The organism is Candidatus Margulisiibacteriota bacterium (assembly GCA_028706105.1).
Classification (GTDB): Bacteria; Margulisbacteria; Riflemargulisbacteria; order GWF2-35-9; family DYQY01; genus DYQY01.
In genome coordinates this window covers 1-11,433 of record JAQWCF010000063.1, presented here as the reverse complement: position 1 = coordinate 11,433, position 11,433 = coordinate 1, and the positions used below count along the sequence as shown (strand labels likewise).

The 11,433-nt window shown below is 32.4% G+C and carries 24 protein-coding genes; 8 read left to right on the top strand and 16 right to left on the bottom strand.

What is annotated here, in order from left to right:
- The 5 genes from PHF25_07050 to PHF25_07030 form a co-directional block, all read left to right on the top strand.
- On the top strand, positions 1-191 hold a 191-nt coding region (locus PHF25_07050), incomplete at its 5' end, for a hypothetical protein (protein MDD4527771.1).
- Between the two features lie 29 nt (positions 192-220).
- A complete protein-coding gene (locus PHF25_07045) occupies positions 221-379 on the top strand; it encodes a hypothetical protein (GenBank protein MDD4527770.1) in 159 nt (52 codons plus the stop codon).
- A complete protein-coding gene (locus PHF25_07040) occupies positions 376-546 on the top strand; it encodes a hypothetical protein (GenBank protein ID MDD4527769.1) in 171 nt (56 codons plus the stop codon). Before PHF25_07045 ends, PHF25_07040 begins: the two co-directional genes overlap by 4 nt.
- A gap of 224 nt (positions 547-770) precedes the next feature.
- Positions 771-983, top strand: a complete 213-nt coding sequence (locus tag PHF25_07035; protein ID MDD4527768.1) for a hypothetical protein — start codon at positions 771-773, stop codon at positions 981-983.
- 334 nt (positions 984-1,317) lie between these two features.
- A complete protein-coding gene (locus PHF25_07030; protein MDD4527767.1) occupies positions 1,318-1,668 on the top strand; it encodes a hypothetical protein in 351 nt (116 codons plus the stop codon).
- 516 nt (positions 1,669-2,184) lie between these two features.
- Here the strand turns inward: PHF25_07030 and PHF25_07025 are convergent.
- The 16 genes from PHF25_07025 to PHF25_06950 all read right to left on the bottom strand — a co-directional run bounded on the left by PHF25_07025 (position 2,185) and on the right by PHF25_06950 (position 7,515).
- Positions 2,185-2,430, bottom strand: a complete 246-nt coding sequence (locus PHF25_07025) for a hypothetical protein (protein MDD4527766.1) — start codon at positions 2,428-2,430, stop codon at positions 2,185-2,187.
- Between the two features lie 60 nt (positions 2,431-2,490).
- Positions 2,491-2,742, bottom strand: a complete 252-nt coding sequence (locus PHF25_07020) for a hypothetical protein (GenBank protein MDD4527765.1) — start codon at positions 2,740-2,742, stop codon at positions 2,491-2,493.
- Between the two features lie 176 nt (positions 2,743-2,918).
- Positions 2,919-3,158 (bottom strand): hypothetical protein, encoded by a 240-nt coding sequence (locus PHF25_07015; GenBank protein MDD4527764.1) that lies wholly within the window; start codon positions 3,156-3,158, stop codon positions 2,919-2,921.
- A gap of 30 nt (positions 3,159-3,188) precedes the next feature.
- On the bottom strand, positions 3,189-3,467 hold the full coding sequence (locus tag PHF25_07010; protein ID MDD4527763.1) for a hypothetical protein: 279 nt from the start codon (positions 3,465-3,467) through the stop codon (positions 3,189-3,191).
- A gap of 366 nt (positions 3,468-3,833) precedes the next feature.
- Positions 3,834-4,088: a hypothetical protein gene (locus PHF25_07005; GenBank protein MDD4527762.1), complete on the bottom strand. Its 255-nt coding sequence runs from the start codon at positions 4,086-4,088 to the stop codon at positions 3,834-3,836.
- 6 nt (positions 4,089-4,094) lie between these two features.
- A complete protein-coding gene (locus tag PHF25_07000) occupies positions 4,095-4,448 on the bottom strand; it encodes a hypothetical protein (protein ID MDD4527761.1) in 354 nt (117 codons plus the stop codon).
- A 185-nt stretch (positions 4,449-4,633) separates the two neighbouring features.
- Positions 4,634-4,876: an SEC-C metal-binding domain-containing protein gene (locus PHF25_06995; GenBank protein ID MDD4527760.1), complete on the bottom strand. Its 243-nt coding sequence runs from the start codon at positions 4,874-4,876 to the stop codon at positions 4,634-4,636.
- A gap of 90 nt (positions 4,877-4,966) precedes the next feature.
- Entirely contained in the window at positions 4,967-5,830 is an 864-nt protein-coding gene (locus PHF25_06990; GenBank protein ID MDD4527759.1) for a hypothetical protein, read from the bottom strand.
- The gene (locus tag PHF25_06985; GenBank protein MDD4527758.1) at positions 5,790-6,020 is read right to left on the bottom strand and encodes a hypothetical protein; all 231 of its coding nucleotides are present in this window, start codon (positions 6,018-6,020) and stop codon (positions 5,790-5,792) included. Before PHF25_06985 ends, PHF25_06990 begins: the two co-directional genes overlap by 41 nt.
- Positions 6,017-6,199 carry a hypothetical protein gene (locus PHF25_06980; GenBank protein MDD4527757.1) on the bottom strand — a complete coding sequence of 61 codons (183 nt, stop codon included), beginning with the start codon at positions 6,197-6,199 and terminating at the stop codon, positions 6,017-6,019. Before PHF25_06980 ends, PHF25_06985 begins: the two co-directional genes overlap by 4 nt.
- On the bottom strand, positions 6,196-6,492 hold the full coding sequence (locus PHF25_06975) for a hypothetical protein (GenBank protein MDD4527756.1): 297 nt from the start codon (positions 6,490-6,492) through the stop codon (positions 6,196-6,198). The genes PHF25_06980 and PHF25_06975 overlap by 4 nt, the downstream gene beginning before the upstream one ends.
- Positions 6,485-6,691 carry a hypothetical protein gene (locus tag PHF25_06970; GenBank protein MDD4527755.1) on the bottom strand — a complete coding sequence of 69 codons (207 nt, stop codon included), beginning with the start codon at positions 6,689-6,691 and terminating at the stop codon, positions 6,485-6,487. Before PHF25_06970 ends, PHF25_06975 begins: the two co-directional genes overlap by 8 nt.
- Positions 6,691-6,897 (bottom strand): hypothetical protein, encoded by a 207-nt coding sequence (locus PHF25_06965; protein ID MDD4527754.1) that lies wholly within the window; start codon positions 6,895-6,897, stop codon positions 6,691-6,693. The genes PHF25_06970 and PHF25_06965 overlap by 1 nt, the downstream gene beginning before the upstream one ends.
- A 2-nt stretch (positions 6,898-6,899) precedes the next feature.
- On the bottom strand, positions 6,900-7,112 hold the full coding sequence (locus PHF25_06960) for a hypothetical protein (protein MDD4527753.1): 213 nt from the start codon (positions 7,110-7,112) through the stop codon (positions 6,900-6,902).
- Positions 7,097-7,279 carry a hypothetical protein gene (locus PHF25_06955; protein ID MDD4527752.1) on the bottom strand — a complete coding sequence of 61 codons (183 nt, stop codon included), beginning with the start codon at positions 7,277-7,279 and terminating at the stop codon, positions 7,097-7,099. The genes PHF25_06960 and PHF25_06955 overlap by 16 nt, the downstream gene beginning before the upstream one ends.
- Before the next feature lie 2 nt (positions 7,280-7,281).
- Positions 7,282-7,515, bottom strand: coding sequence for a hypothetical protein (locus PHF25_06950; protein MDD4527751.1), 234 nt, complete (start codon positions 7,513-7,515; stop codon positions 7,282-7,284).
- A gap of 450 nt (positions 7,516-7,965) precedes the next feature.
- Here PHF25_06950 and PHF25_06945 point away from each other — a divergent pair, with 450 nt between their 5' ends.
- The 3 genes from PHF25_06945 to PHF25_06935 all read left to right on the top strand — a co-directional run.
- Positions 7,966-9,321, top strand: coding sequence for a PBSX family phage terminase large subunit (locus tag PHF25_06945; protein MDD4527750.1), 1,356 nt, complete (start codon positions 7,966-7,968; stop codon positions 9,319-9,321).
- 18 nt (positions 9,322-9,339) lie between these two features.
- Positions 9,340-11,052, top strand: a complete 1,713-nt coding sequence (locus tag PHF25_06940; GenBank protein ID MDD4527749.1) for a hypothetical protein — start codon at positions 9,340-9,342, stop codon at positions 11,050-11,052.
- Positions 11,027-11,433: hypothetical protein (locus PHF25_06935; protein MDD4527748.1), on the top strand; the 407-nt coding region annotated here is incomplete at its 3' end. The genes PHF25_06940 and PHF25_06935, both read left to right, overlap by 26 nt.

Sequence of the window (11,433 nt, the reverse complement as noted above, 5' to 3'; positions counted from 1 at the left end):
AAACTAAAGGGTATAAATATAAAGAATACAGCACATTGTCCGGTTTTAAAAGAGGTTTAAAGGCAAATCATTGTCCTTTCGATGTAGACGATGACGGATTATTTACAGATTTAGAAGGCAGAATGAGAGTTCGGCAATGGAACTATGTAGGACAACAATTTACCGCAACTGTTGAAATATATAACGATTAAAACATTATAGTATGAATGAAAAATCACTAATGGATTTATTGCTATTTTCAGCGAACGAAAAGGCAAACCAGGCAACTAAATTAATGAATAAGCAAACCACGTTTGAAAAAAAATCATTCTGGCATGGTAATTATATGGCTTTCAATGAAATGTATTCTTTATTATCTAATTTAAAAGAAAAGATATGAATAAAATTACTCTATCTGACAACTTTTTTATAATCGTTTTACGATATAAGAAAGATTACGCCGCTTATCTTTTTGAACAAGAATTGATAAAAGCAGCTAAAGTCTTCTCTATCAACACAGAAAGAGAAGAAATTCAAAAATGGGGTATGAAATACTTAAATTCTTAAAATTATGAAAAAATTACTCAAAAGTTTTAACTTACAAAATGTTTCAAGCTATTATGGTATGATAGTTATTTGCATATATGATGGGCAAAGGGAAAAAGCCAAAGACCTTTTTAAAAAAATGCCACGATGGAACCGGAAAGCATTTGTAAAAAATTTGTTTAACAGTACAGGATTGAACTATTCTGATGTATGTATGCTTATTGACATAATTTAAATAATTAAACATGAAAACGTACTTTATAGGAATATTAAAAAGAAATAAAACAATTATTGTGCAGGCTGTTTCTGATATTGATAGTCTTAATTGTGAAATTTCGTTATATTACGGTGAGCGTATCATAACAAAAAAAGAACTTATCAAAAATAAAAAACCTCTTCTTAATGAATTGATTAAAAAACCATATTTTAAAGAATGTAATAAAATAACTATTAATTAAGCCAAACATTAGCCTGTTCCTACCCGGACAGGCTTTTTTAATGCCTAAACCGACTTAGTGTAATAAATACACTAACTAAATCGGGTAAAGTGAAAACGTACACAATCCATGAAAGTTTAAAACAAAAAACATCCAGATTAAATATTATACTACTTTTGTGATTCGTTTAGTAAAAACCAAAAACTGTCCTAAAATAAGACATTTTTTAAGTTGATAAATAGTTAAATAACTAATGTGCAGATGTTTATTAAATGTGTACGATTGTGTACACTGTCCTAAAATAGTACAACATCCACACATAAAAATGGTAAGGATAAATTAAATACTTAATATTATGACATTTAAGAAGGGGGAAATACAACCAGGAGGCGGAAGACCAAAAGGTAAAAAGAAAGTAACTGATTTTAAGTTGATTGCTAAGGATATAGTTGAAAAACATACTAAACAACTAAACATATGGCTGGATAGGGTTGGCGAGACTGATCCCGATAAAGCGATAAAGTTGTTGATGGAACTTGCCGAATTCAATTTTTCAAAGTTAAGTCGAATAGATGTTGTTGATTCTAACAAGTATCCAATCTCTTTTACATTTACACCTGCAAATAAAGTAATTAAGTCAACAGATACAAAGAAAGTGCAGGATGATAAACGTGAAGTATTGAGCGAACAATCACGATCTAATTAGCCCGTAGATTTACAGCGCTGTTTTGCTTGTCTCCACCCCGTGCAAGAGGTAGACTTTAGCATTACTAATCAGATACTTGCAAAATGAGGGTTGTCTTTGCAACGTGCTGATAATCATTAAATGAAAATCAATGAGTTACACAATTAATGTACAAACTGTTTGATTCTATAATCTAACGCTGTATTTGTACAGTCTATTTAACATAATGTCTATTATTAGACAAGAGTTAGTTTAGATGTGTGATGTGTGTAGTTATGTTGTGATGTTTAATAATACACTAACTAATTTAAAGAGCTGTGATGAATGATCTAATCTTTGAAGTATCTTTGTATAGCCTGGAGTTAATCGTTCATTGTGTGGCTTTAAAAGAGGGGGTATACCCCGGATTTGAAAAGAGCAAAACGGGGGTGGGGTAGCATCCGAATATTTTTTTGGTAATATAAAACTACTTATTATACTAATTTTGTTATTGGTATATTATTGTTATTACTGTGTGTATACAATAGTTAGCAACAATTAAGTTGCTTTGTTCTTATATGTATTTCCGCAAGTTCCGCAAAGGTCGTCATTGGTTGTGTTATTGTACTTGCAACCAACGCAACTTAACGGATTGCTAACATCGGGTATAGCAAATAATTTTAACTTACGGTCTGCGTAAATTCTCATCGCCTCTCTTATTTGTGTAAGTTCTGTATTGCTGTACCTTCTAAGGTCAATTTCTGCATTTTCCATGCATTCGTCTTTCAATTCATTGTCTGTCATAATATATCTATTTTAAGTCGTTAAAATTACGTTGCCATACCCGTAGACGTTAGGCACAATTTAATAAGACACGTCAGGTATCAAATCATAAATATTGGCTATAATATCATATTCTACCTCACCAGAATATTTGCAAGGTTTGAATAGTTCGTCTTGGTCGTATTGATATTTATAGTTTAAATCGTGAGCATATCTAATATCCAAAGGCTCAATATTCATAACTACAAATAAATTTTGTCCGTTTACCGTTTGGTGCAAATTAATTACATCACCGTTTTTTACTTCTCTTTCGTTTTTATCTAACCGTTTCATATTTTGATATTTAAAATTAAAAACTGTGGCTAACACCGTGTATAAGCAATGGCACGGATAGTTTTGTGCTAAATTTCAAGTTCTTGCAAGTGCCACTTCTCATATACGCAAAACGCTATGTATAGATATTCACGTTCTTTTTTTTCCTATTCTGTAAGTTTCATATTTATTATTTATCAACGGCTTTTAAAGTATTCGCAAAAATCAACTATTTCTTCGACGTCAAGTGGTGTGTTTATCATAAGCCAATCACTCATTCTGTGAAGTAATAACTCTCTTTTGCTATGCCCCCTTGGTTGGTTTAATTTTTTATCAATCTTAGCCAATAGCGAATTAGTTGTTCCGGTTTGTCCAAACTTTTCGTTTAGATATTCAAGTTGTAATTTGCACTCTTGTAATAATTCTGATGTTTCCATAATTATTCATGTTTTATTAATTTTCCGCACTCACACGTAGTTGATTCTTCGTGCTCTTTTAGGTCGTTTACCGGTAAGATAGCCACCATTTGAAGGAAGCCATTCTTTTCCATCTTCATCGTGTATTCTAACCTTTCCTGTTTTGGTAACATATATTTGAAGCCTGCGTTTAGAAGTCTCTAATCCTAAAACAACCCAGCCTTTCTTTTCATCGGATATATGGCGTTCAATAGTAGCATCACCATATTTAAACCCGTACTTCAATTCTTTAAATTCAACATCTGACATAATAAAAACGGTGGCTAACACAGTATATAAAATATAGGCGAGTAAGTGCTGTTTTAGCCGTTATTCCACTTAATCTACCTTTTTCCTGATGTCGGGCAAATTGTATTTGTAGTCGCCTACATTTCATATACTCGGCACGATATTAATCATGTAATTATTCTGTTATATTTGGTATATTCCCTGCTAAAATATCTTTAAAACTAATTATCTTATAACTTCCATTTTCTATTATAATCCAGTCTTCGTCCCCGTCGCTAAATTTTACGTGGTAACACGGTCTTGTCTTACCACTCGCCGTAGTTACAATGTCAACTCCAATTATTCTTCCCGGTTCCCCGGCTCTGAATTAGTATCTATGTACTCCTACCAAATAAGCTTCTTCTATTATCATAGAATTTTTAACATTAATTTTAAATTATCAATTCTCCTTTGTAAATCAGTTTTAATATCACTAATTAGTTTTATAGCATTTTCACTATACTCATGCTCACTATCAGTGTCTGTACCGATTGTATAAATAATACCTCCGTGTATAAATCTAATTACTACGTCTGGATTATCATTTAGGGAGTTTAAATTATTCTGAAGTCCTTTAATCTGTTGAGTTATTTGGCTAACCTGTTCAATGTTTTCGTATTCCATAATTATTTAATAAAAAGTCCATTTTTTTAATTCTTTAATCCAACTATTACGTTGAGGGTTGTTTAGTATTAAGGGTATAGGAGGGTATCGCTCATTTTGCCACCATTCCGAACCATCATACTCGCCACGGACACACCAAGAACCATCTTCCAACCATAGCGTTCCGAATAATTCCTGAGTTCCAAATCCTGAATCATATTCAAAATCTAATTGTTTTAAAAATTCAGTATATTCGTAATTTGAATATCCAACTTTTAAAATAATTTCTTTTTTAATCGGGCATTCTCCTAATAGGATAATCGCACATTTTAGTTTTGATGTTTCTTTTATTATATCTAAGAGCTCTTTTTTTGCGTTCATTATTCTAATGGGTTTTTTAATTTACTGTTTTCAAATATGTATTTCCAACTAAATATCATTTTAGGGCTATAAGATTTAATACTACCAATAACTCCCATTACAATCTTTTCAGACTTACTGGATTTTAAACATTCATTTAAGAATGAAATTTTTTGTATTTGCGATTTAGTTATATTTGTCATTTTTTATAATGTTTCTAATATTTTTTTAAGTCCAGATTCGGTTTTTCCGGTGCAAACTCCCATAGATGAATTAAATTTTTTAATTACCTTATTAGCTTTTTTAAGATAAGTCGTCTCACACCCACAACAATTTTTAGATTTTAACCCACTTCCGCAACGGCACGGTGAGTTTCTGTTTGTTTTACGGGCTATTAGTTTGTCGCCCTTATCAACTAAGAAGTGTTTTAATTTACGTTTTTTTTTCATCGTTTAAAATTTTGTGGGTGGCTGGGAATCGGACCCTTTAGATTAGACTTATACTAACCTGTACTCCACGTACTCGTTGCCACCCGGATTTTATAGAAGTTCTCTGGCTTCCCAAAGAAGGTCTTTATGATACTCTAAAAATTTCAAAGCAACCACTTCTGATGAAAACTTCATAGAATGGTTTGTGGATGATGTAAAACGCTCAAGTGTATCACTTAAGCCATTATATGTTATAACCCAAGGACAATCACACGTTGGCTTGCTATTCGTTACCTCCCACGTCCTGTTTCTTAATTGTAAAAGTTGAATAAGCGCAAGTATAGGTTCACCTAAACCCCTTGGAATAATATTTTTATTATTTGGTAAAGCGAGCTCGTTATGTTGTAATATATGAATAATCGAGTCATGTTTTATGTATTCACCGCCAATTCTTCCTAACTCCTCCCAATTTTTAGGCATCTCGTCCAATGGATTGCCTTTATAGACTAATGTTACTTTTCCGTCCTTTATTTCAGGTACGTACCCTTTAGGGATTTCAATTGGAATGTTTTCTTTTTTCATTTTGTTTAAAGTTTGATTTAATAATTTAAAACTATTATTTGCTTTTTTACACGTTTCAATAAGATCGGTTAAGTTTATGGAAAAGGTTTTATTTTTTTTAATACGATCCCATAATATATTTCCACTTAAATCTGATATTGATCTTTCTCTATGCAATTTAATAATAAGTTCTGCTGATTTTTTACGCCAAACCTCTTCGTTTAGCCTTTCACAGATAATCCAGCCGGAATCACGATCTTTCTTTATATTATATTTGCAAATATATAAGCAAAATACTGAACCAATATCGGGTCCATCTTTTATATGAGGGCATCGTTCGGTGCAATCTTTTTTAAAATAATATTTAACGTTTTCACTCATCGCTTCCGGTTTTGCGTTTTTCACCACTTTCATAAACGTTTCTGATTACTTCAATTTCAAGTTCTCCACCAACACTCCAATTGTCCCTATCAGTAAACATTAAAACAACTTCGCCTTCAAAATATGGCTCTTTTGGAGTAACAACCCTGTCAATTTCTACTTCTTTTCCTGTCCATGGAGATTCTATAATATCTCCCGGAATTAAATCTTTTATCTTTTTCATTTTATTAGTGTATAAATTAGTTTTAAAAATGCTTTATTGTAGTCAAGCGAACGGCTTAATAAATTATACCAAACCCTATCTGATGGCGTTTTAATTTTAGGTTTAAATTCTTTTAAAAAGTCATCTATGGATTTTATTTGCTCTTCAGCGGATTTTAAGTCTTTTAACGCTTCTTTCATAACCTTTTAAACCACCTCCTTGCGGCCATTAAATCAAATTTAGATACCTGTTCAAAAAGTTTTACTTGCCTCGTCCTAAATTCAATAGTATTATCGTATAAGACATGGCAATCACGACATAATATTACTAAATTTTTAGGCTCGGTGTAATGTTCTGGAAATAATTGTTTGTTAAGTAAATGGGCTAAATCATTTCCTGGGTTTCCGCAAATTACACAAACTTTAGGAAGCTTTTCCTTAATTTTTTCAAGCTTTTTATTTTTTTCGGCTTGTTTTTTACTGATTTTAATCATCCCAAAATCCTTGCATTACAAATTTACCGTCTTTGTCGAATGTAATCGAGCTAAAGCATCCGTTAACCCCATCGAGTTTGGAGTCATTATCGAATGTTGGATGCAAATATATCGTTTGCAATTTAAACTCTTCCTGCTTAACCTCCAATTCAATTCCTACGGAACGGTACAGCTCTATAAATTTTTCTAAATCTGTCATTAATTTAATTTTTTAGTGTTAAAATTTTCATCTTCCTCCTGTACTACGTCGTTAAATTTCTTTACCCAAATAGCAAGAGAATCGGTAATTCCTGAATCCATAGCTGCGTAAAGTGTGGTTAGGATATAAGCTGCGTCGGCGCACCCTATTAACATAGCCTTATCGCCTAATTTTTCTATTGATGATTTTAAAATTTCTTCATTCATAACTATTCGATTATAAATTGATTCCCTTTTTGTTCAAATTTAATGTTGTTCATCTGAAATGTTTTAGCAAGGTCGATTCTACAAAAACAATCGCCCAGACAAAACCCACGAAAATTTCTATCGCCAACAAAATCTATTGTAGGATAAATTTTGGATAGCTCTTTGGCGGATTTTATTTCAATATTTTTGCTTTTTATAACTACTGTTTGGCACATATTTCATTTACTTTAGTTCTGGTTTTAGAAATTTCAAGTTTGGTTAATGATTCAATAGTTAATTTTCCCTCGGAGGCATTTGCGGGGTAAATCCATCTTTCACCAGTCCACTCAGCAACAACTAAATCATTTTTTTTACGAATACGTCTACGAAATATTTTCCACATTATTATTTGGAGGTTTTGTTTGGATTAGGTTCTAAACCTGATAAAACTTCTATTACATTTATGTCTGAATAATGTAGCCAATATTTTCTACCATCATCATTCATTACTTTAACCCAATTACCAGTTGGGGCTAATTCTAATACTTTCAACTCCTTTACAGTTCTGGATTGTTGGCTAAAACCATATGGTTTTTCGGATACCAAAACTCTTTTGCCTACTAATTCGTTTAAGTTCATTTTTATGATTTTTAAATTTTTACTCCTTTTTCTCTTAATGTGTACCAAATTAACCGCCTGTCGCTTTTTGATTCCAAAAACGATAAAGCTCTTGTTAGGGACACCTTCCTCCCTTTCTTTTTAGAGAATGTATCCATGTCGGAACATTTAGCATATGCTACATGTTCTTTATCCGATATATTAACAATACATTGCGTTACTTTTTTGGCAACGTAATGTCGCCATCTTACTGAAATTTCTTCGTTGATTTGCATTTGATTATATTTAAGGTTAATAATTTTCGCAAAAAGAGAATGTATTTTTTCATACAAACCCTACATAAAAGAATGTGATTTTTATTTCGATACAAAGGTACAAATACTTTTTAAACTATCAATACGTAAAACACTTAATTTTTATTTTTTTTGTAAAATAATTATACGTAATTTTGCTTCGTATTTATATACCTGCATGAATATTCAGTATAACCCTCATTTCCAGGGCATTTTTGATACTAAAAAATTCTACATCGTTGCATGGGGCGGTGGGGGTTCTGGAAAATCATACTCTATTCAACAAAAGATTGTATATCGTGCATTATCAGAGGATAAAGAAGCTCATAAATTCTTAGCGTTAAGGAAATTCAAAACCACCATAGACCATTCAATATGGGATTTATTTATACATATTATTGACCTATGGGGAGTTAGAAGTAGAGTTTCGATAAATAATACGAAGCATGAAATAAATTTTGATAACGGCAATGTAATTATCTGTTCTGGACTTGACGAACCGGAAAAATTAAAATCTATCTTTAATGTAGCCTGTATTTTCTTTGAGGAAGCAACCGACTTTGATGAAGAAGACTTAAACCAGGCTGTTGCACGTTTAAGAGGTGATAGTAAGTATTATAAACAGATAATATTAGCTTTTAACCCTATTTCTGAAACCCATTGGCTTAAAAAGAACCTTATAGACAAGCAAACGAAAGATATGTTTGTGATTTGGTCAAACTATAAGCACAATATCTTTAGAGGCGAAGGCTATGAGGACAGAATGAAGGAACGTTACTCTACCAACGAAAACATGTATCGTATTATGGTGGATGGCGAATGGGGAAGAATGGTTACCGGACTTGAGTTTTACCCAAGATTCAACTACAAATTACATGTAATGGAACGTGATATAATGCCTAATATGCCTTTACATATTTCTTTTGACTTTAACAGGCTTCCGTATCTTTCTATTTCAGTTTGGCAGGTTATTAAGATTGATAATATTTATCATGTCAATAATATTGACGAAATGGCGCTTAAACCTCCTGATAACGAAACTGAATATGCTTGTAAGGCATTTTTAGATAAGTATGAAATGTTTTTAGAAAACCATAATCAGATACTTTATATATATGGCGATGCTTCTGGTCGTCAAAAAAGAACTGAAAGTCATTATCATAATTATGATATAATCGAAAAAGAGTTACAAAGATATTTAAGAAATTATTCGTGGCGAGTGCCAGCTTCAAACCCTCCGGTAGGTCAAAGGAAAGATTTTATCAACAGAATTTTGGCGGGAGGTTATCCAGACATAAATTTGGCTATTAATCCTAATAATATGTTTATGATAGACGACCTTCAAGGCGTATTAGAAGACGTTACAATGGGCGACGTTCCTTCGGTAAGGAAATATAAGAAAAGAGTAAAAGACCAAGTTACGGGGCTTATTTTTGAAGAATTGGGTCATTTTTCGGATACTTTTGATTATTTTATTTGTGAACTTTTTATAAAATACTTTGAAGATTATACATATTCTATGAAAATGTTGTAATTTTGTAAAAAATTTGATATGAAAAAAAATAAAGATGTTTTTAAACCAGTTTTAGAAGGTAAAAGACACAAAAACTACGACCGTTCGGTTCAATTAGCCAAATTATACTTTACTATTATTACTGGTGAGGGTATGGATGAAATGTTAACCGAGGTAGCGGGAATAGAAACACCGGAACTCTTCAATCAGCGTAAAAAAATAACCAAACACATTACTAAAACTGCCTCAAACAATCTTATATCACCTCAATATAAAGTACCAAGAGCAAATAACATCCAAAGGATTATCCGTTACGATGACCAGGAGCAAACAAATAAACTTAACGGATTTATAAATAAATTCTACGGGAGTAAATCGGTTGACGCTTATTTAAATGAAGAATATATAAGATTAAATAATTTAGACCCAAATTCATTTATGATTATTAATTGGGGTAATAATGTAACTCCATATCCAGTAGTATATTCCGCCGAGGAAGTGCTTGATATTAATTACGATAAACACGTACTTGATTATGTAATATGTAAAGGTCAAACTAAATACACGGAAAAATCGGTTGACCGCTGGATCGGATTTTTTACCGACGGTTCTATGACTGTTGAAAAGTGGGATAAAGAGATACACAAAGGAAAACCAATAACCAAAATTGGCGAATTAGAATATTATGTAACCGAGACATCGCATACAAAAGGCTATATTCCAGGAGTAATTATTGGTGAAAAGAGCGATGACGTTACCCGTGGTGTTCTTAAGGTTTCACAGATTGACAATGCAATGCCTATCTTTGAAAAGATGATTAAGCCAAATTCTGAACTTGACCTTACGATGGCTTTATTATGCTTTCCTAAAGAAATTAGTTTTGGTATTCCTTGTAATAATAAAGACTGCAATAAAGGGTATCTGCCAAGTGGTGATGTATGCCCTGACTGTAAAGGAACTGGTTTACAATCTGCTACGTCGGTTCAGCACGCTATAAAGGTGGCGATGCCAAATCGTGGAGGTGATATACCAGACCTTCATAATTTTATGGTTCAAATATCCCCAGATGTCGATATTGTTAAATTCCAACATGAATACATTAAAGACCTTACCGCACAATCTTATGAAGCTGTTTATAATTCTCAAATTTATTCAAGAAAGGAAATAGCCGAAACTGCAACTGGTAAAAATATAGACCTTCAAAATATTTATGACGCTCTTTATCCGTTAGCTGAGGGGTATGCCAGAACATGGGAATTTATCGTTAAGACAATAGCTGACATTTATAACATGTCTAATGGATTAACTGTAATGTATAAATTCTCACGGGACTTTAAAATGAAGGGGATCACCGAGATATTAACTGATATTAAGTTAATACATGATGGCGGTGCGGATTCATTTGTAAAGAGAGAATGTGAAAAAGACTTGGCACGTATATTCTACGCCGACAAACCGGATGCTTATAATAAATTCCTTACGATGGAAGAGTTTTTCCCATTTAACGGAAAGACTGACGCTGAAATACAATATTTACTTACTGTTGACTTTGTACCCAAGGAACAAAAGGTGCTTTATGCTAATTACGGATGGATATTTGACGAATTATCCCGGAAAGATGATAAATATTTCTTTTATACGAGCGAAAAGAAGCATAAAATTTTAATGGATAAGGTTAGTGAGATAATCGCAACGATGCCAAAAACGCCATCAATTACAGATATAAATGGAACTGGACAAAATAATAAATAACGCCATCGAATATAGCGATAAGGAATCCGATAGATTGCAAAAAGCCTTGTCTGCGGCGATTCTATCGTTTGTACTTTCCATGCCAACCAAGGGCGGCAAGATAAGCGGTAGAGGCAACCTTAGTCCGGTGCTCGATAAGTGGAAAAGTAATTATGCTATTTTTATCGCAAGTCTTATTCCTTACCTTAAAGATATTGAAAGTTCAGTGTATGAATATTACAAACAGCCAATTCCTGGAAAATTTAACACAAACATAAACGATTATTTACAAAATGTTTACGATTTAAATTCGATAGAAATATCTTTAGAGAATTACATTTATCGGGCGATAATATCCGATGAATACATTCAAACTTTTGCAAAAGAAATAGTTAAGGTTAT